This is a genomic window from Brucella anthropi (assembly GCF_046630315.1).
Classification (GTDB): domain Bacteria; phylum Pseudomonadota; class Alphaproteobacteria; order Rhizobiales; family Rhizobiaceae; genus Brucella; species Brucella anthropi_A.
Window position 1 is genome coordinate 49,291 of sequence record NZ_LQBD01000024.1, and the last position, 19,010, is coordinate 68,300.

The window sequence follows — 19,010 nt, forward strand, 5'->3', positions numbered from 1 at the left end:
CAGACGCGGAAAAGATGAAAAAAGGCGGCCACCGGTCGCCTTTTTATCTGCGTATGATTCTACCGGCCCGCCACGATGGACGAGATGATGCCGGTGGCGATGCCGATCAGCATATAATCATTGTTGACCTTGACCCAGTGATAGCCGCGTGGCGGCTTGCGCAGCCGGTAGCTCGAATAGTTGTTTACCACATGACCGCGATAGTTCGGCGGCAGGCGATTGCCCTTCTTCCAGCTCTGGTGACGGCGATTGTCATATTTGCGCGCGTCATATTTCGGGCCGCCCTTGTGCATCTGGCCATGCGACGGCTTGCCCTGATGCGCGGGATAGGGCTGCGCCATCGCAGCCGACGCCGCAAGAAGGGAAAAGGCGGTAAGCGCAATAACGATCGGCTTCATATCGACTTCCTTTGTCATGTTCGATGCGGCAACAATGCGCCCGCCCATATGAATGCCAAGTGAATGCTCCCATTAAATAATTGTAATGCTTTCAGCGCCATAGCCGGAAACGGCGCACATGCATTTCCCCTCGGGCTAAAATGCGCTAGGAAGAGCCGAATTTCCCCGAAGCCGGGCAATGCCAGAGGACGAGATCATGATGAACTGGGTATTCATTCTGCAAGGCGTTATCGCAGTCGGCCTGGCTGTGCTTGCCGTTGCGGTCATCCTGCGTCACCGCCGTCACTGACGCTGTCCCGGCCCTGCGATATTTTTGCAGAATTGGGCCGGGGTCGACGCAACCGAATTTGGAACCAATCGTTTAAGCCTTATCGCACATTACCAGGGAGAGGAGACAGGGATGAGGAAAGTAGCACTTGGACTGGTGGCCTTGCTCGCGGTCACCGGTTGTACGACGACGGAAAAGGACCTTTCCATCGGCACAGGCGCCGGCGCCATCATCGGCGGCATCGCAGGCGGTGGACGCGGCGCGCTGATCGGCGCGGGTGCGGGCGCCTTGGGTGGCCTGCTCGTGCGTGAGCTGCGCAACGGCAATTGCCAATATCGCGATCGCCATGGCCGCATCTATGTGGCCCGTTGCAGGCGATAGCCCCGGATGAAGCCTGAAGAAAGCGCCGGTTCTCCGGCGCTTTTTCGTGTTCGCCCCCTCGCCCGGCCTGCCCCGGCTGGAACCTTCATTCGCCGATTTCGTTTTGGAAGCAATAGGGACAATTCAGGGAGAACTCCGATGAAGCTTGCTCTCAAAGCCGCCCTCGTAGCCTTGGGCGTATTTGCGGCGGGCGCGGCGCAGGCAGCGAACGCCATATCCACCGCCAACCTCAACATCCGCACCGGCCCCGGCACGCGCTATGCTACGCTGGGCTCTATTCCCAGCGGCGCGCCCGTCACCGTGCGCGGCTGCACATCCGGCTATGGCTGGTGCCAGGTCAGCTATGGCCCAACCTTCGGCTGGGCATCGTCGCGTTATCTGGCATTCCGGGAGGGCGGATCCCGCGGTTATTCCGATGATTTCGGCCGCAACGCCGCGCTGATCGGCATTCCGCTGATCGCTGGCGTTGCGATTGGCGCCGCACTCAACGACCGTGACGATCACTGGCGTCGCGACCGGTACTACCGGCACCGGCACTGGAACCGCGGTGGATGGCGCGACCGCCCCGGCTATTATCGGCCACGGGTCCATATGAGACACCGTGTTCCGGATGGTCCGCACGGACAGTAATCGCCGAAAACCCAAAACGCCGCGGAATGTTTCGCGGCGTTCTTTCATTTTCCTCTTCAGGGCATATTTCGATCCGACTGACCGTCAATCGGGCCCCGCCATATCCAGGCCAGACGCTGGCAATCATCATGAAGGACGGGAAGAGTTACACCGAAAACAGGGTGCGCGTTTCCGGCAGCAGGCGCAGGCGGTGTCCCGCAGAAAAGCCCCCGCGCCGATTTGGCGAGGGCCCATCTGGCGTTTTATTCCACTTCCAGCACGTCGCCGGTGCGACGGTCGATAACCACGCGCATATCGTCGCCGCGCCTGTCTGCGCCGCGCACGACGATTACGTTTCTGCGCCGAGACACGTCGTCAACGTCACGCATTCCTTCCCGATAGGCTATGCGCGCGGCCTGTCTCTCGCTGATTTCATGGCGGCGCATCGGCCTGTGATCGCGATCCCCGTCCGGGTTGACCTGAATGCCGTTCGGACCAATCTCGATGCTTTGCGCATTTGCGGGAGCAACTGAAATCAGCGACGCCAACACGACCGCCGCAATTGCAGAAAACTTGTACATGGCCTTCATCCACCTTTGCTTCGCGCCCCGCCGTGGGGATTAACCAACAGTCCCCCTGACGGTTCCTCCGGCAGCGGTCAACTCACTTAACGGCGCGAATTTCTCGTGATTGAGTGCGGGCGGGACGACAGCAATGCCCTGATTGCCACGTCAAGCTCTGGGGGAATTCTATTCGTTGCAGCAAATGGAACAGCAGTGAAACTCAAAGAGGATCACGCCCGGACATAGGGCTGCCATTTCTTCAGCTTGCCTGTTTCCGCTTCAGAGCCCGCCTTGGCAACTCACCAGCCGGCCGAGGCGGATAGGGTTTTAGATTTTTGGGCAGTGGCCATGAATTAACCTTCGGGAGCGCACTTTTCACACCTTGCTGATGAAGGTAAAGGCCAGCCGTCAAGTATGCATCCTCCAATGCGCCGTGCCGTGGCCCTACCCGCGACAATCCTATTCTGGCCAGGCAATCATCAAGCCGGGCAGATTGGCCCAACCAAATTTCCCTTGAACGCTCCATGGTGCAGAACACCGGATGCGGCAGCATTTCCACTTCCGCCTTGCGAAACTCCCTTTGAACATACCGCATGTCGAATTCGGCATTGTGCGCCACAATCTCGTCAGCCCAGTCGAACCATTGGCGCAACGGCACTGCGAGATCAGCGAACAAATCCTGATATCTCGTCATCCAGTTATCGTATCCGTGAACAGCCTCGGCCTGCGGATGACTGTCTTTCCGTGGATCAAATATCAGATAGAGAGATTGGCGAAGGAGCTCGTGTCCTTCAATCTTGACCGCTCCGATCGTCACGATCCTGTCATACGGGAATAGCCCCGTCGTTTCCGTATCGATGACGATCACTCTTTTCTTGCGCGTATGAACCGCTGGATTTGATAAGTCGTCCATGCCTGCCCCCTAATTTCGGGAATGAAGCATATTTCAGGTTGCAAGATCGTGTAGCTTTTCGCCGCACCACAAGAATAGCGCAGCGAAATGAGACGAGCATTGAAGAGATGAATGATGCGGTGATCTTGAAAATGGGGTGATCTTGAAAATGGAACGAGGCGAAAAGTGAACAGTTCTGTAAACCACCCACAAAAACCCTGTAAACCGGTCAGGTTCCAAAACTAACTAAGTGATTGAAAAATGGCGATCCCGACAGGATTCGAACCTGTGACCATCGGCTTAGAAGGCCGGTGCTCTATCCAGCTGAGCTACGGGACCTCGCCTTTCGAAAAAGTCGAAGATATTTCAATGAAAGCAGGGCTTTGCCAGCAAAGCCCCGCCGAATTACCGCTGAACCGGGCCTGACGCAAGTGTCAGGCCGGACAGTCGGCTCAATGCGTCCAGGGCATCGTCCGGTCGAAGCGGAAATTGTCCGAATAGGAAACCTTGCGGCGCTTCGGCTCGTTCGGCTCGATCACGCGATAGGCGATGCCGTTGCGCGTTGCATAGGCGATGGCTTCTTCCTGCGTGGCGAAGAACAGGCGAATCTGGCTCTTCATGTCGCCGGAAGAGGTGTAGCCCATCAAAGGCTCGACCATGCGCGGGCTTTCCGGCTCATATTCCAGAAGCCACTGGTCTGTTTTAGCCTGACCGGACTGCATTGCAGTCTTCGCTGGACGATAAATACGTGCAACCATTTGAAGAACCCTGAATTGCTCTCTTGCCCCATGCGGGAGCTGAAAATCCACCAAGCCAATAGTTTACACGTGAATGCATGTCAACGCGATAAAGGCGCACGCCACAGCCCGTGCCGGTGCGTTCCCATATCGTTCAAATCAAATTCCGGGGAAGATGGTCGGAGCGGCAGGATTCGAACCTGCGACCCCCTGATCCCAAATCAGGTGCGCTACCAGACTGCGCTACGCTCCGTCGCTTTCAAGCGGTGCGGCTTCACTAGATAATCGAAAGAAATAAAGCAAGAGGCAAATTTGCCAGTTCGTGTTTTTCTCTTCAATAAAAACAGGATGGCGTATTTTGTGGTCATCCGGTCCTGCGGAACCAAATCGCAAGTGCCCGCGTTCTCACTTCACCACCAACCAGCTGGAGGCTGAATGTGAACAGAAACGGGCTTTATCTGATTATTGGCGCGCTGATTGTCGTGGCTGCGGGACTTGCGGTCTATGTCTATCGCGAAGAAACCAAACCCGCCGGCATCGAGATGAAAATCGGAGAAGACGGCGTTTCCATTCAGGAAAACTGAGATCGAAACGAAGTTATAAACATATAAACCGATTAAGATTTCAAACGCTTACGCTTTGTGATGCAGCATTTTCGGCGCCGTTATGTTATTTGGGGCACCAGATAAAACGGAGGATCGAAATGGGTATCCAGACTGTTTCCGACGAGCTTTATCGTCGTCATGAACGCGAATGGGCGGAGCTGCGCAACGCAGTTGAGGCAAGCGAAGCCAACCAACGGCAGCAGGAAAAGGCTTCAGGCCAGACCGCCTGCGAGGACAAGACGTCTGGGCACGGTTAAGTCTCTACCGATGAACCTTGAAACGCCGCGAAAGCGGCGTTTTTTGTTTGTGTTTTCCCGCCCTATCCGGGCCGCAGCGGTAACCAAATGCGAAGGAACAACTGGTAGCGTCTCTCCATCGCGATTCGAACAGGAGACAGACGATGGCTGCACGCAAACGCACCACCCGCTCGCCCAGGCGCTCCACAAAGCGTTCGGCCAAGTCTTCCGGCTCGTCCACTCCCGTGCTCGCGCTGGCCGTAATTCTGGGGCTCGGCGCTTTCAGCCTGTGGGCGACCGCCCAGCACAAGAGCCCGCAGGCCGCGATAACCGCCCTGTTCCAGCGTCCCGCTGCCCGGCCCGACACGCCTGCGGCCAGAACCGAACCAAAGGCGACAGTCACCGGCAAGGCGTCTGAAACCAGATCGCCATCGAAGGATTATGGCGCGGCGGTCGGCCCTGTGCCGCGTCCGTCGGCGCCCGTCGCAGCCCCGCAAAAGCCGGTGCAGCAGGCGGCAATCCAGCCCCGCCCCACAAATCAGGTTTCGGCAAATCAGGTCGTCGCATCCGCAGCCACCGCCACGCCGCGCGCAATGCCGCCGCGCGGCGTCAACACACCGGCAAGCTCGCCTTCGGTGATCTACGCCAGGACACGGCTCACCATCCACAAGAATGCCTGGGACAAGTCCCCCTCCATCGGCGTGGTGGAAAAGGGCCGCGAGATGCGGTCCTATGGCAAGACCGGGCGCTGGCATCGCGTGATCGTCCCCAAGACCAACATGATCGGCTGGGTGCATGAAGACCAGCTTGTCGGCGGACGCAACAAGCCGGACAGCGCCAGCCTGATCACCGGCTCCATTGCCAAAAAGCCGCAAACAGCGACCATGACGCCGCCCAAACAGGCTCCGCATCCGGCGCATTCACGCATGGAGCCGCCGAAAGCTGTCGGCCAGAAAAATTAATCCTGCCCACGCGCCATGGCTTCCAGCTGCCGGTCGCCCGGCAGATAGTCGAACCCCGCCTCGACAAGCGATGAACTGTCCGCGACCAGATCGCCATAAAGCTGGTCGTAAAGGCCGCTTTTGCCTGCCGCGGACAGCAGGAACCGCATGAAGACCGGCGGAACGGGCAGAAGGCGCGGCGGCTTTCCAAGGGCGGCGCGCAGCTTTGTGACAAGCTCTCTTGTGGAGCGCGGCTGCGGCTCGGCAAGATGGAAGACGCACCCGGCAACCTTTTCCTCCGGCGCAAGGCTCAAGAATGCCAGCGCACGGGCGACATTTTCCAGCGACACGAAACTGCGCCGGTTATGCGCCAGGCCGAAAGGCAGCGGCAATCCGCTGTCGCAAAGCTTTATCAAGGCTTTGAGGTTCGCCCGCGCTCCGGGACCATAGACCAGAACCGGGCGGGCGATGACGATCTCGATCCCGCTTAATTCCCGCAGATCAGTTTCCGCCCTTGCCTTGGCGCGCCCATAATCGTCGCGCGGCTTCAGCGGCATGTCCGGGGTCAACGGCGATGGATTGCCGGCAATCGTGTAGATCGTGGAGACGAAAACGAAGCGCCTGACACCGGCAGCCTTTGCCCTGACGGCAAGCTCCACCGCCAGCCGATGGTTGACGGCATCGAATGTCGCCGCATCGGGCCGTTCCGCGCCGGTGCGATGGGCAAGGGCCGCACAATGGACAAGCGTTTCCACGCCGGAAAAATCCGGATCGGACAGTTCATTGCGCGACAGGGGCAGAACCTCATGCCCCTCCCCGGCCAGCATTGTCGTGAGGGCGCTGCCGACAAAGCCACCCGCCCCGGTGACGGCGATCTTCATGCTCAGCGTTCCGGCTGGTCGCCGCCCGCCAGAACCTGCGCGGCAAGCGTGCGTGTGATGCGGCTTTTCTGTTCGAGCGCCGCCCGGTCGAGCTTGTCGACGATCTGGATCGCGGACAGAAGCGAGCGTTCGATCCGGCTTACCAGATAGGCGACGACATGCGGCTCGACGCTCACCTGCCGGTCCGCGAACAGCTTGTGGATGACGCCGGAGAGCAGCCGGTCGTCCGGTTCGGCAATTTCCACCACGGTCGCGGCCTTGAGGCGCGAGGCAAGATCGGGAAGCTTCACGTTCCAGTTGGCGGGCCACAGGCGGGAGGTCATGAGCAGAGACGGCCCCAGCCCCTGCGCCGCATTCTGCCGGACAGAGTTGATGAGATGGAAAAGCCCGGTTTCATCGAAGGGCGCGGCGCCGATATCGTCGATCAGCACCGGATATTCGGCGGCGGCGTTGACGGCTTCCTCGCTGATATTCGCAGGGTCGACCAGAAGCGCGCCCGTCCCGGCGCGCCAGATTTCCGCCAGATGCGTCTTGCCCGATCCGGTCGGCCCGGCCAGGATCGTGACCGGCGACAGCCAGTTCGGCCAGCGATCGATGAGATCGACGGCGGCCCGGTTGGAATCCGTCACGATCAGGTCTTCCCGATGATAACCGGGCTGATGCTCAAGATTCAACGGAATCTGGCGCGGTGCCTCACGCATCGCGGCCTCCTGCAAATCTTGCCCGGTTACGACCCAATCTCATTTCTCTGTGCCCGCATTCTCGCCTGCCTCGATCAGCGGCCCGGCATCGGGGTTGGACTGACGGAAGGCAGGATCATACATCGGTGAATGGAGATAGCTATTCAATGCGAAGCGCACAAGCACCCCGACCGCGGCTGCGGCAGGCACGGCCACCAGCATTCCGGTGAAGCCGAAAAGCGAGCCGAAGGCAAAAAGGGCAAACATGAGCCAGACCGGATGCAGCCCCACGGATGAGCCGACGAGCTTCGGCTGGAGGATGTTTCCCTCCACGAACTGGCCAAGGAAAAACACACCCGCGACAGTGCAGATCATGATCCAGTCCGGCCAGAACTGGACCAGCGCCACGCCAAGGGCGAGCGCCAGGCCGACAAAGGAGCCGATATAGGGAATAAAGCTGATGAGACCGGCGAAAAAGCCGATCAGCAGGCCGAAATTGAGCCCCGTCAGGGTGAGGCCGATGGCATAATAGGTTCCCAGAATGAGGCAGAGCGTGCCCTGCCCGCGAATGAAACCGGCGACGGCGGCATTCATCTCGCGCGCGATGCGGCGCACGGTATGGAGTTGGTGGCGCGGCACCCATGAATCGATGCTGGAAACCATGCGGTCCCAGTCCAGCAGCATGTAGAACGCAACCACCGGCGTAACGACGAAAAGACCCGCAATATCGATCAGCGATTTCCCCGAATTCCACAGGGACTGGAGCAGTGTCGAGAGAAAACCGGCGCCCTGCTGCAGCAGGGAACTCAGGTTCTGCTGGATGACGGCATTGTCAATGCCGATATATTTCTTCAGCCATTGCGAATCCTTGTTCGCCAGCAGCGATTGCAGCTGGGTGATATATTCGGGGATCTTGGCGATGAAATCCGCAAGCTGCGTTGCGAGGACCGGCACCACGATCATCAGGCCGAGAATCAGCGCCATCAGGAAGATGAGCAGGATGACGACCGTGGCGGCAAACCGCGACAGGCCAAAGCGTTCCAGCCTGTCGGCGACAGGATCGAGAAAATAGGCCAGCGCCATGCCGGCGACGAAGGGCAGCAGGACCGAACTGAAGACAATGAGAAACAGGATGAAGACCGCAACCGTTCCCAGCCAGAACATGGCCTGGCGACGCACCGCAGAGCCGGTCAGCGCGGCGACTTCCACATTGACCTGAATGTCGCCCTTGTGAACCGCCCCCTCCGATGGATGGATCGTTCGGCTGGCGGCGGTGCGCGTGGGTGTCGGTTTCCTGGCCATGGGCATCCGTTTTCTGGTGTGGTGGATTTGAATCCGAAATTCGTAAACAAAGCTCGCTCCAGAGTGCGGCGAATTTCGGATTCGCCGCACCCGGAGACCTGTTGGTTGGAGCCAGCCCTGTTAGCAGGCCCTGATAGCAGGCCCTGATAGCAAGATGGCGTTACAGATGTCTTATTGCGGTCCGGAACAAGTTCATTCGTCACTACAAACTAGAACGCCCGGCGCGGATTGCAATGTCCGTGCGAAAAGCAAACGGGCATGCAACCTTCTATCGCAAGACAATCGATCCATCATGATTCCAGGCCGAATCCTGTCCGGTTTCGCTCTTTTCGGGCTTTCTGCCCTTGCAGGCGGCGCCGTCTCGTGTCATTGCGCGCACATTCTCTGTTTATCGCATTTTCCCAAGCAAAACCGTTATAACGCTTTTGCCGAAAATGTATTAAACAGCTGCGTGGACAAGCACAGGAGCAGGCCATGACCATGGAAAACAAGCCCGCCGAAAAGCCCATCGCCCAAAATGGCCTGACCTATGCGCAGGCCGGCGTCGACATCGATGCCGGCAACCTGATGGTTGAAAAGATCAAGCCGCTCGTGCGCTCCACCCGCCGCCCCGGCGCGGATGGCGAAATCGGCGGCTTCGGCGGCCTGTTCGATCTCAAGGCCGCAGGCTTCAGGGACCCGGTGCTCGTTGCCGCCAATGATGGCGTCGGCACCAAGCTGAAGATCGCCATCGATGCCGACAAGCACGACACGGTGGGCATCGATCTCGTTGCCATGTGCGTCAACGATCTCGTGGTGCAGGGTGCCGAACCGCTCTTCTTCCTCGATTATTTCGCCACCGGAAAGCTTTCGCCGGATCAGGGCGTCGATATCGTTGCGGGCATTGCCGAAGGATGCAGGCAGGCCGGTTGCGCGCTGATCGGCGGCGAAACCGCTGAAATGCCCGGCATGTACCGCGACGGCGATTATGATCTTGCCGGTTTCGCGGTTGGCGCGGCTGAGCGCGACCGCCTGCTGCCGCGCGGCGATGTGGCCGAAGGCGATGTCATTCTGGGACTTGCCTCGTCCGGTGTTCATTCCAACGGATTTTCGCTGGTGCGCCGCATCGTCGAAGTTTCCGGCCTCGGCTGGAAATCCGATGCACCGTTCCAGCCGGGCGCGACGCTCGGTGAAGCGCTGCTCACCCCGACGCGCATTTATGTGAAGCCGCTTCTGGCCGCGATCCGCGCTTCGGACGGCATCAAGGCGCTGGCGCATATCACCGGCGGCGGTTTCCCGGACAATATTCCGCGCGTCCTGCCGGAAGGTCTTGCCGCCGAGATCGACCTTGCGTCCATTTCCGTTCCGCCGGTCTTCTCCTGGCTTGCCAAAACGGGCGGCGTCGAGCCGAACGAAATGCTGCGCACCTTCAATTGCGGCATCGGCATGATTGCCGTCGTCAAGCCTGAAAAGGTCGAGGAAGTCGTGGCCGCCCTTGCCGCCGAAGGCGAAACGGTCGTGACGCTTGGCCGAATGGTGAAGCGCGAGAAGGACGGCGTCGTCTACACGGGCACGCTTTCGCTATGAGCCGCAAAAGGGTCGTCATCTTCATTTCGGGCGGCGGCTCCAATATGGAGGCGCTGATCCGCGCCGCTGAAGCCGCCGATTTTCCGGCGGAAGTGGTGGCGGTCTTTTCCGACAAGGCGGAAGCCGGAGGCCTTGCCAGGGCGCAAGGCGCAGGCATTGCCACGCAGGTTTTCAGGCGCAAGGATTACGCCTCGAAGGATGCGCATGAAGATGCCATTCTGGAGGCGCTCGCCGCCTTGAAGCCGGATATCATCTGCCTTGCCGGTTACATGCGCCTTCTGTCGGGCCGCTTCATTGCCCCCTATGAGGGCCGCATTCTCAATATTCACCCTTCCCTGCTGCCGCTGTTCCCCGGACTGCATACCCATCAGCGGGCACTCGATGCCGGCATGAAAGTCGCTGGCTGCACCGTTCATCTGGTGACGGAAGGCATGGATGAAGGCCCGATCCTGGCGCAGGCGGCGGTGCCGGTGCATGATGGCGATGATGCGCAAACACTTGCGGCCCGCGTTCTGAAAGCCGAACATAAACTCTATGCGCTCGCCCTTCGCAAATTTGCCGGTCAACAGACAGAACCGGCTGACGGCATGGTCGTCAGCGCCTGACCGTTCCATCTGCGGCCAATTCATCACAGCCGAAGTTTTTTGTTAATAAAACTTTAATTTCCCGCAAAAAGCTCTAATTCCCATTCGTAACGGAACTTGCTTCGGCAAATCTCGTTAGGAGACGTGTAAGCGTTTCTTTCAATATGTGTTTCAGAAGAGGACAAGAACATGTCTCTCCGTTTTTCGACTTCCTTCCTTTCGGCAATGGCCGTGATTTCCGGCATTGCGGTCACGGCTCCAGCCATTGCGGCCGACTTCGTAGCTCCTCCCGCTTCGGGTCGCACCCAGCCGCGTTCGGAAGTCGGTATGCTGTCCTGCGATATTTCTCCTGCCATCGGCGTCATCATCGGCAGCCAGCAGGAGATGGACTGCATCTTCAAACCCACCCATGGCCGTGGCCCGCTTGAACATTACACCGGGACGATTACCAAGCTTGGGGTCGATGTCGGCTTCATCAAGGGCGGCCGCCTTGTCTGGGCCGTATGGGCTCCGACCGTTCGCCCCGAGGGTGCCCTTCAAGGCGGCTATGTCGGCGCGTCCGCCAATGCAGCCATCGGCGTCGGCTTCGGCACCAACATCCTGACCGGCGGTTCATGGAAGACGATTTCGCTCCAGCCGATTTCGCTTCAGGGCCAGCGCGGCCTTAATGCTGCTGTGGGTATTTCGGGGCTCAGACTGCGTTACGCCGGCTGACAAGCAGCGCGAATTAACAACGCCGCGGCGCATATATATTCTATATATGCGCCGCGGCGTTGTTGGATAAATATTTATGCGTTTATCTTGCGAATCCAGATCTTGGTATCGTGCACGGCAAGCCCGCCATAGGGGGCGGCGGGTTCGGCGCCGATCAGGATGTTGATCCCCTCGCCGCGCTCGAATGCTGTGTTCGGGAAAATGCCTTCCGATACGACGACCCCGCGTTTTTGCCCGGCGCGCAGAACTGCATGAAGCACCAGTTCGCCACGATGATTGCCGATCTCGATCCGCTCGCCATCCTCGATGCCAAGCTCCGCCGCATCGTCGGGATGGATCAGCAGTTCGGGCCGGATTTCCCTGGCAAGCGAGGTTGGCGTTTCGGCAAAGGTGGAATTCAGGAAATTATGCGCCGGTGAGGTGGTCATGCGGAAGGGATGCTCCGCATCCGCCGTTTCGATCACGTCCCAATGGTCCGGAAATTCCGGTATCGACCGGTAGGCTCCCTGAAGCCCCATGACTTCCGGCGGCCTGTTCGGCGACGGGCTTCCCGTCCAGTCGGGTCGGAAGCGGAACTTCCCATCCGGCCATTTGAAGCCGTTGATATAATGCGCCTCTTCAAACGGCGGCTGGAGATCGACAAAGCGCCTTTCCTTCAATTCGTCGAATGGCGGCAGGTCGCTATTGGCGTTCATATTGTCGATCAGCCTGCGCTCATCCAGATCGAAGCCGGGCAGATGGCCGACACCGAGACGTTTGGCAAGCTCGTTGATGACGAAGATGTTGGGACGCGCCTCTGCCAAAGGCTCGATCAGCTTCGGTCCCAGAACCACATGCTGCTGTCCGCCGCCGCGATAGATATCGTCATGCTCGAGGAATGTCGTGGCGGGCAGGACGACATCGGCCATCTTCGCCGTATCGGTCATGAACTGCTCGTGCACGGCGACGAACAGATCCTCGCGCGCAAAACCCTTGCGCACCAGCCGCTGCTCCGGCGTCACATTCATCGGATTGGTGTTCTGGATCAGCATGGCCATGACGGGCGGTCCGCCATAAAGCGCTTGCCGGTCGCCGGTCAGGATGCGGCCGATCTTCGACTGGTCGAGAAAGCGCAGACCGACATCCTGCATGGCGCGGCCCTCGATCTCGCGCTTGTCCATCCTGAAAATGCCGGAATTGGAATGGAACGCCCCGCCGCCTTCATAGCGGAAAGCGCCGGTGACGCAGGCAATCGAGGCGGCGGCATGCATGTTGACCGCGCCGTTGCGCTGACGGGTGAAACCATAGCCGAGGCGAAAATAGGTGCGTCTGGTCTTGCCGACGAGATGGGCGAAGGCCTCGATCTCTTCCACAGTCAGGCCGGTGATTGCGGCGGCCCATTGCGGCGTGCGGGTCTGAAGATGCGCCTCCAGCCCCTTCGGATCGTCGGTATAGCGCTCCAGATAATCCCGGTCGGCCAAACCGTCGCGGAAAAGCACATGCATGACCGCACAGGCAAAGGCGCCATCGGTGCCCGGTTTCAGCACGATGCCCATATCCGCCTGGCGGACGGTCGCATTGGCATAAACGTCGATGACGACGATCTTCGCGCCGCGCTCCTTGCGCGCGCGGACCGCGTGGGTCATGACATTGACCTGCGTGGCGGCGGCATTGGTGCCCCAGATCACCACCACATCGGCTTTTGCCATTTCGCGCGGATCGGGACCGGTCAGGCTTCCCGTTCCGGCAAAATAGCCGGTCCAGGCCATATTGGTGCAAAAACTGTCGAACTGGTTGGAATAGCGCTTGGCAAAACGCAGGCGATTGATCGAATCCCGCTGCACCAGCCCCATTGTGCCCGCATAGTAATAAGGCCAGACGCTTTCGCTGCCATGGTCCTGTTCAGCTTTCAGGAAACGCTCGGCGATGAGGTCGAGGGCCGCATCCCAAGACGCCTGTTTCCACTGCCCCTCGCCCTTTGCGCCGGTGCGCACCAGCGGGTGCTTCAGGCGGTCCGGATGGTGGACGCGCTCGGCATAGCGCGCAACCTTGGCGCAGATGACGCCGGCGGTGTAGCTGTTGTCCTTCGCGCCACGCACGCGCCCGATGGTGCGCGCGTCGAGAATTTCGACATCGAGCGCGCAGGTTGACGGGCAATCGTGCGGGCAGGCCGAATGGCCTGTCTTGACGTTCGAGAGGAGAGCGTGCTGGTTCATATCGCCTTTTTATCCCAAGCCACTGCGCGCAGAAACGAAATTCTGCCGGAAGATTGTCACTGTGACGAAATAAATTTTCACGACAGGCGGAGCGAAATCGCCCCCAGGACGATCAGCCCGGCAGCGATGAAACGCGGCAGCCCCACCTTTTCCTTCAGGACCAATGCGGAAATGAGGACGCCAAACAGGATCGCCGTTTCCCGCAATGCCGCCACCACGGCGATCGGCGCCATGGTCATTGCCCATAGCGCCAGACCATAGGAGCCGAGCGTCCCGACCCCGCCGATCAATGCCGGACGCCAGCGATTGCGCAGATAGTGGATGAACCGATCCGGCTCGCGGTATAATGCCCAACCGGCAAGCGGCACGGCATTCATCAGGAATAGCCACAGCGTATAGGACAATGGCTCGCCGGAGACACGCACACCGAGGCCGTCAATAATCGTATAGCTGGCGATGAAGCCGGCATTGGCGAGCGCCAGCAAGGCCGTGCGGCTGGACGCACCGCGATTTCTGCGCCGCGCATCGAGCGCCATTGCAAGGACGCCGGAACAGATCAGCACGATGCCGAGCCAGCTTTGCCAGCCCATCACCTCGCCGACCAGCGGCGCGCTTACCAGCGCCACGATCAAGGGCGGCGTGCCGCGCATGATCGGATAGGCTTCGCTCATATCGCCGGACTTATAGGCGGCGGCCACGAGCGACATATAGAAAGTCTGCGTGACCGTGGACAAGAGCATGTAAACCCAGCTTGCCGGGTTGGGCAGCGGCAGAAAAGGCAGGATGAACAGGGCAATCAGCCCGGCAGCGCCCGTGACGCTGGCCGCACCGAAGAACTTGTCTCCGCTCCCCTTGACGATTGCATTCCAGCTTGCGTGCAGGAACGCGCCGAAGAGGACGATCAGAAGGACGCCACCAGACATTTCGGGACTCGACTCAAAAGGAAAAGGAGCGGATGCTCCACGTTGTATGTCATATTTGTGACAGCAGGGATACGGGGTCTTCATGCCTTTGCCTATTGCCGAAAACAGGCCGACGTGAAACAAGCGCAGCCATGAATTATCGTCACGCCTATCACGCCGGAAATTTTGCGGATGTCGTCAAGCACGTCATCCTGACCCGCCTTGTCGAATATCTGAAACGCAAGGAGCAGGCCTTTCGCGTCATCGACACCCATGCAGGCATCGGGCTTTACGATCTGAAAGGCGTGGAAGCCGGCAAGACCGGCGAATGGACGGGCGGCATCGACCGCATCGTGGACGCCGTCCGGAAAGGCCGGATCGAGCAGCCTGCGCTGGAATTGCTGGAACCCTATCTTGCCGCCGTTCGCGCGGTCAATGAAGGCGACAAGCTGCGCCATTATCCGGGTTCGCCCCTTCTGGTGCGGCATCTGCTGCGCAAGCAGGACCGCCTGTCCGCGCTGGAACTGCACCCGCAGGATGCAGTCAGGCTGGCAAAACTCTTCGACGGGGATTATCAGGTTCGCGTGACCGAGCTGGACGGCTGGCTTGCGCTGGGCGCCCATCTTCCGCCCAAGGAAAAGCGCGGCATGGTGCTGGTCGATCCGCCTTTTGAAAAGGAAGGCGAGTTCGATCGCCTTGTCGAAGGGCTGGCCAAGGCGCACAAGCGTTTCGGCGGCGGCATTTATGCGCTGTGGTATCCGGTGAAAGACCGCAAGGAGACGGAACGCTTCGCCCGACATTTACGCGAGACCGGCATTCCCAAGATCATGCAGATCGAGCTTGCGATTCGCGCGTCCTCCACCGAACCGCGCCTCGACGGCACCGGCATGATTGTCGTCAACCCGCCCTATACACTCGAAAGTGAGATGCAAACCCTGCTTCCCTGCCTTACCAAAGTTCTGGCCGAGGAAAAGGGGAGCAATTTCAGCATCCGGTGGGTGCGCGGCGAGACGGATCGCACTTGACCCGCGTGAATTGCTGACAGAAACTGCGCTCAATGCTTCGGCTATCATGGATTTGAACGGGTGCCAGCCCGCAATTTGGGACAGGACTAGAAATATGCAACGAACCCTGGAACGCATCGGACACTATTCACGCGCCGCCGCTTTCGCCGCAGCCGTCCTTCCCCTGACGCTCGCCTCCCTTCCGGCCAGTGCCGCCGACTATCTCGCCCCTGCCCCGGCAGGCATTGCCGATGCGGGCGCGTGCAGCCAGCAGAGCGTTCTGCGCTCGGTGGTTTCCGATTTCGGCTATCAGGTGCGCCATGTTCCCAACCTGCCGCAGGTCGGCATTTCGGCCATGAGCGATGTTCAGCTGACCCGCTATGAACCCAAGACCAATCCGGCCCAGATCGAGCGCACCTATTGCAAGGCGACCGCCGTTCTGACCGATGGCCAGTATCGTTCCGTCTGGTACATGGTTGAGGAAGGCCAGGGCTTTGCTTCCATGGGCCGCAATGTCGAATTCTGCGTCGACGGTTTCGACCGCTGGTATGTGTATGACGGGAGCTGCCGCGTTCTTCGCTAATGCATGTCTCCCAAAAGTGGGAACCGGTTTTGGGATAAAGACATGCATGAAAACAAAAACTTAAAGCGTGTCGTATAACTACGATAAAACGCGACACGCTTTAGTGTGTCTGTTCCAAAAGTCGTCATGCCGGTCTGCAAATGGCAATTTCTGCGCTTACCTAGGCTCATGTAGCTTTGTCAGACGCATAGTCTTATCCGAAAAGTCTGCAACTTTTCGGGACTATGCTTGGAAGTACATTGCGCTCCGGTTCTCGAAATCACCATTTTCGCCACGGCCTGCCGCTTTTTGATTCAGACACTGAAGCCTCGCCGCAACCATCAAGTGGAGGACATATGCTGCGGAAGTTTGGCGCGGTGACATTGCTTGCAGCGGCAGTCATGAGCGTTTCAGCGGTTGCGCCGAGCAGGGCTGACGATATTCCAGGCGCGTTCGACTTCTATGTCCTCGCGCTTTCCTGGTCGCCCAGCTATTGCGCATCGGAAGGACCACGCGCCAACAGGCAGCAATGTGGGACCAACCGTCCCTTCGGTTTCGTCGTGCATGGTCTGTGGCCGCAGAACGAATGGGGTTATCCAGCCAACTGCCAGCCCGATAATGTCCGCAGCCGGGGCAATTATGTGCCCCGCCAGATTATCTCCAGCCTGTCGGACATCATGCCCTCCGGCAGTCTTGTCGCCTATCAATGGCGCAAGCATGGCAGTTGCTCGGGCCTGTCGCAGGACGACTATTTCTCCACCCTGCGCAACGCCTTCGATCAGGTCAATATTCCGCCCAGCCTGCGCAATCTGGCAACCGGACGGCGCGTGGACCCGCTTCTCGTCGAAAAAGCCTTTATCGCAGCCAATCCCGGCATGAAGCCCGACGGCATCTCCATCAGCTGCAAGCGGAACTATCTTCAGGAAGTTCGCATCTGCATGACAAAGGACCTGCGCTACCGCGCCTGCGGCCAGCTCGATGACAATGCCTGTCGAAGCCGCTCCGTCTTGATGCCCGCAACACAATGATTTATCTCGGATTTAACAGGAAATTACGATGACGCAGATTCTCTATTCACCCGCTTCGCCCTATAGCGCGAAGGTCCGCATGGCCGCGCACTATGCCGGTGTTCCGTTTGAAAGCGTCGTCGTCAACACCGCTGCCGAACCGGAAAACCTCATCCACGCCAATCCGCTCGGAAAAATTCCGACGCTTGTGACCGATGACGGCAAAGCCGTTTTCGACAGCCGCGCCATCACGCAGTATCTGAACCGGGTTTCGGGCAACAAGCTCTTCCCGCGCAATGCCGAAAAGCGCACCGATGCGGAGCGCTATGAAGCCATTGCCGATGGTCTTTGCGACGTGCTTCTGGTGCATGTCTATGAACGCCGCATGCGCCCGGAAGAAAAAATCCACCAGCCCTGGCTCGACCTGCAATGGCGCAAGGCCGAACGCGCGCTCGACCTTCTGAACGAAGCGCCGCCGCGTCTGGCCGGCAAGCTGCATGCCGGTCATATCGCCGTCGCCGCGGCACTCGGCTATCTGGCGCTGCGCTTTGAAGGCAAGTGGGAGCGCAACCGCTCCAAGCTCAAGCGCTGGATGAAGCGTTTTCAGGAACTGCACCCGGAACTGGCCGAACTGATGCCGCGCGGCTGACCCGGTTTGAATGCGGGAAACCCGGATTACTCCGGGTTTTCCCAGGCTTCCTTGCGGTTTACTGCTTCTTTTCGAGCGCCTGCAATATCCGGTAGGCCGCCTTCACACGCTCATCGATCGGATAATTCCGGTTGGCAAGCAGAACGATCCCGGTCTTCTTCGCGGGCACAAAGGCAGCATAAGCGCCAAACCCGTTGGATGAGCCCGTCTTGTTGAAGAACGTATCCGCTGAGGGTTGCAGGGGCTGATCGAATTTCTCGATCTTATGCGATTCCAGCGCCATGTCGGACGAATTGCCCGCAAGAAGCGTTTCGAGCGACGTCGGATAGCTGTAGAACTCCCAGCCAAGCCCCTGATTGGTCGCGCCGACACGGTAATGGCCCTCATGTGTCGTCGCCACCGCCTTCCGGAAATCGGGGTCCAGCGGCGAACTGTCCATATGCAGCTCGACAAAGCGGATGAGATCGAGCGCCGTCGTCTTGATGCCATAGGCCTGCGCGTCCAGCGCGCCGCGCGACACGCGGACCGGCTTTTCGGCCTTCGAATAACCGTAAGCATAGTTCTTCATCTGGCTTTCCGGCACATTGAGGAAAGTGTGCTTGAGGCCAAACGCAGGCAGCAGTTTTTGCTCCATCAGGACATCGAACGGCTTGCCCATGCTTTGCGCGGCCAGATAGCCGAACAGGCCGATGCTGGGGTTGGAATACCGGCGCTGCGTGCCCGCCGGATAATCCGGCTTCCAGTTCCTGAAATAGTCAATCATCGAACTGTCGTCGGCGACAGAATCGGGAAATTGCAGCGGCAACCCGCCCGCCGTGTAGGTCGCAAGGTCGAGCATGGTGATCTTGTCGAAGCTGCTGCCCGCCAGCGCGGGAGCCCATTTTGTCGCCTTGTCGGACAAGGAGAATGTACCCGTCACAAGGCCATAGCCGCCAAGCGTCGCGGTGAAGGCCTTGCTCACCGAGCCGATCTCGAAAAGCGTATCTTCATCGACCTTCTGGCCGCTTTCCCTCGACGCCACGCCATAGCCGAAGAAATGGCTCTTGCCGTCAATGGTGATGGCGACGGCCATGCCGGGGATATTCTGCTCGGCCATGAGCGGGCGCACGGTTTCATCGACGATATGGCGCAGATCGCCATTGCCCGCAGCCAGCGCGCCGCTGTTCGGCATTATCGCGGCTGTCGCCAGGAAACCGATCCACAATGTCGTATATTTTCTCATGACAGACAAATAAACCTCATGATTATGCGTTCCGCTACATCTTTTTCAAGATATAGGCGGCATTGCGCAGTCCGTTATATTGAAGCCCGTTTTCTACGGGATATACGCCTTC

Annotated in this window: 22 protein-coding genes and 2 tRNA genes; 12 read left to right on the forward strand and 12 right to left on the reverse strand. The window is 59.2% G+C overall.

What is annotated here, in order from left to right; translation table 11 throughout:
- Positions 1–59: 59 nt before the first annotated feature.
- Positions 60–398, reverse strand: a complete 339-nt coding sequence (locus AVM02_RS12600) for an RcnB family protein (protein ID WP_411507284.1) — start codon at positions 396–398, stop codon at positions 60–62.
- A gap of 400 nt (positions 399–798) precedes the next feature.
- On the opposite strand from AVM02_RS12600, the gene AVM02_RS12605 reads away from it, so the two are divergent.
- Both AVM02_RS12605 and AVM02_RS12610 read left to right on the forward strand, forming a co-directional pair.
- On the forward strand, positions 799–1,047 hold the full coding sequence (locus tag AVM02_RS12605) for a YMGG-like glycine zipper-containing protein (RefSeq protein WP_411507285.1): 249 nt from the start codon (positions 799–801) through the stop codon (positions 1,045–1,047).
- 138 nt (positions 1,048–1,185) lie between these two features.
- Positions 1,186–1,677 carry an SH3 domain-containing protein gene (locus AVM02_RS12610; protein WP_411507286.1) on the forward strand — a complete coding sequence of 164 codons (492 nt, stop codon included), beginning with the start codon at positions 1,186–1,188 and terminating at the stop codon, positions 1,675–1,677.
- 242 nt (positions 1,678–1,919) lie between these two features.
- Here the strand turns inward: AVM02_RS12610 and AVM02_RS12615 are convergent, their stop codons facing one another.
- The 5 genes from AVM02_RS12615 to AVM02_RS12635 form a co-directional block, all read right to left on the reverse strand.
- Complete coding sequence (locus AVM02_RS12615; protein ID WP_411507287.1) at positions 1,920–2,237, reverse strand: PepSY domain-containing protein; 318 nt, start codon at positions 2,235–2,237, stop codon at positions 1,920–1,922.
- A gap of 241 nt (positions 2,238–2,478) precedes the next feature.
- Positions 2,479–3,132 (reverse strand): exonuclease domain-containing protein, encoded by a 654-nt coding sequence (locus tag AVM02_RS12620; protein WP_411507288.1) that lies wholly within the window; start codon positions 3,130–3,132, stop codon positions 2,479–2,481.
- A gap of 241 nt (positions 3,133–3,373) precedes the next feature.
- Positions 3,374–3,450, reverse strand: a tRNA-Arg gene (locus tag AVM02_RS12625).
- Between the two features lie 113 nt (positions 3,451–3,563).
- A complete protein-coding gene (locus AVM02_RS12630) occupies positions 3,564–3,869 on the reverse strand; it encodes an ETC complex I subunit (protein ID WP_411507289.1) in 306 nt (101 codons plus the stop codon).
- A 155-nt stretch (positions 3,870–4,024) separates the two neighbouring features.
- Positions 4,025–4,101, reverse strand: a tRNA-Pro gene (locus AVM02_RS12635).
- 184 nt (positions 4,102–4,285) lie between these two features.
- On the opposite strand from AVM02_RS12635, the gene AVM02_RS12640 reads away from it, so the two are divergent.
- The 3 genes from AVM02_RS12640 to AVM02_RS12650 all read left to right on the forward strand — a co-directional run bounded on the left by AVM02_RS12640 (position 4,286) and on the right by AVM02_RS12650 (position 5,651).
- A complete protein-coding gene (locus tag AVM02_RS12640) occupies positions 4,286–4,432 on the forward strand; it encodes a hypothetical protein (RefSeq protein WP_104753803.1) in 147 nt (48 codons plus the stop codon).
- A 119-nt stretch (positions 4,433–4,551) separates the two neighbouring features.
- Entirely contained in the window at positions 4,552–4,710 is a 159-nt protein-coding gene (locus tag AVM02_RS12645) for a hypothetical protein (protein ID WP_411507290.1), read from the forward strand.
- A 143-nt stretch (positions 4,711–4,853) separates the two neighbouring features.
- Entirely contained in the window at positions 4,854–5,651 is a 798-nt protein-coding gene (locus AVM02_RS12650; protein WP_411507291.1) for a hypothetical protein, read from the forward strand.
- Here the strand turns inward: AVM02_RS12650 and AVM02_RS12655 are convergent.
- From AVM02_RS12655 to AVM02_RS12665, 3 genes are read right to left on the reverse strand one after another with little or no spacing between them, the layout of a single operon-like run.
- Positions 5,648–6,511 carry an NAD-dependent epimerase/dehydratase family protein gene (locus tag AVM02_RS12655; RefSeq protein ID WP_411507292.1) on the reverse strand — a complete coding sequence of 288 codons (864 nt, stop codon included), beginning with the start codon at positions 6,509–6,511 and terminating at the stop codon, positions 5,648–5,650. The genes AVM02_RS12650 and AVM02_RS12655 overlap by 4 nt on opposite strands.
- Before the next feature lie 2 nt (positions 6,512–6,513).
- Complete coding sequence (gene hdaA, locus AVM02_RS12660; protein WP_411507293.1) at positions 6,514–7,212, reverse strand: DnaA regulatory inactivator HdaA; 699 nt, start codon at positions 7,210–7,212, stop codon at positions 6,514–6,516.
- A 39-nt stretch (positions 7,213–7,251) separates the two neighbouring features.
- A complete protein-coding gene (locus AVM02_RS12665) occupies positions 7,252–8,493 on the reverse strand; it encodes an AI-2E family transporter (protein WP_411507294.1) in 1,242 nt (413 codons plus the stop codon).
- A 474-nt stretch (positions 8,494–8,967) separates the two neighbouring features.
- Here AVM02_RS12665 and purM point away from each other — a divergent pair, with 474 nt between their 5' ends.
- The 3 genes from purM (at position 8,968) to AVM02_RS12680 (ending at position 11,357) form a co-directional block, all read left to right on the forward strand.
- On the forward strand, positions 8,968–10,059 hold the full coding sequence (gene purM, locus AVM02_RS12670) for a phosphoribosylformylglycinamidine cyclo-ligase (RefSeq protein WP_411507295.1): 1,092 nt from the start codon (positions 8,968–8,970) through the stop codon (positions 10,057–10,059).
- Positions 10,056–10,664, forward strand: a complete 609-nt coding sequence (gene purN, locus AVM02_RS12675) for a phosphoribosylglycinamide formyltransferase (protein ID WP_411507296.1) — start codon at positions 10,056–10,058, stop codon at positions 10,662–10,664. Before purM ends, purN begins: the two co-directional genes overlap by 4 nt.
- A 168-nt stretch (positions 10,665–10,832) precedes the next feature.
- Entirely contained in the window at positions 10,833–11,357 is a 525-nt protein-coding gene (locus tag AVM02_RS12680; protein WP_411507297.1) for a DUF992 domain-containing protein, read from the forward strand.
- A gap of 74 nt (positions 11,358–11,431) precedes the next feature.
- Here the strand turns inward: AVM02_RS12680 and AVM02_RS12685 are convergent, their stop codons facing one another.
- A complete protein-coding gene (locus tag AVM02_RS12685) occupies positions 11,432–13,552 on the reverse strand; it encodes a molybdopterin oxidoreductase family protein (RefSeq protein ID WP_411507298.1) in 2,121 nt (706 codons plus the stop codon).
- Between the two features lie 77 nt (positions 13,553–13,629).
- A complete protein-coding gene (locus tag AVM02_RS12690; RefSeq protein WP_411507299.1) occupies positions 13,630–14,475 on the reverse strand; it encodes a DMT family transporter in 846 nt (281 codons plus the stop codon).
- A gap of 131 nt (positions 14,476–14,606) precedes the next feature.
- On the opposite strand from AVM02_RS12690, the gene AVM02_RS12695 reads away from it, so the two are divergent.
- The 4 genes from AVM02_RS12695 (at position 14,607) to AVM02_RS12710 (ending at position 17,676) form a co-directional block, all read left to right on the forward strand.
- On the forward strand, positions 14,607–15,479 hold the full coding sequence (locus tag AVM02_RS12695; protein ID WP_411507300.1) for a 23S rRNA (adenine(2030)-N(6))-methyltransferase RlmJ: 873 nt from the start codon (positions 14,607–14,609) through the stop codon (positions 15,477–15,479).
- Between the two features lie 94 nt (positions 15,480–15,573).
- Positions 15,574–16,041 carry a phage portal protein gene (locus AVM02_RS12700; RefSeq protein WP_411507301.1) on the forward strand — a complete coding sequence of 156 codons (468 nt, stop codon included), beginning with the start codon at positions 15,574–15,576 and terminating at the stop codon, positions 16,039–16,041.
- A gap of 335 nt (positions 16,042–16,376) precedes the next feature.
- Complete coding sequence (locus AVM02_RS12705) at positions 16,377–17,048, forward strand: ribonuclease T2 family protein (RefSeq protein ID WP_411507302.1); 672 nt, start codon at positions 16,377–16,379, stop codon at positions 17,046–17,048.
- A 28-nt stretch (positions 17,049–17,076) separates the two neighbouring features.
- Positions 17,077–17,676: a glutathione S-transferase gene (locus tag AVM02_RS12710; protein WP_411507303.1), complete on the forward strand. Its 600-nt coding sequence runs from the start codon at positions 17,077–17,079 to the stop codon at positions 17,674–17,676.
- Positions 17,677–17,734: 58 nt separating this feature from the next.
- Here the strand turns inward: AVM02_RS12710 and ampC are convergent, their stop codons facing one another.
- Entirely contained in the window at positions 17,735–18,898 is a 1,164-nt protein-coding gene (gene ampC / locus AVM02_RS12715; RefSeq protein WP_411507304.1) for a class C beta-lactamase, read from the reverse strand.
- Positions 18,899–19,010: the final 112 nt, after the last annotated feature.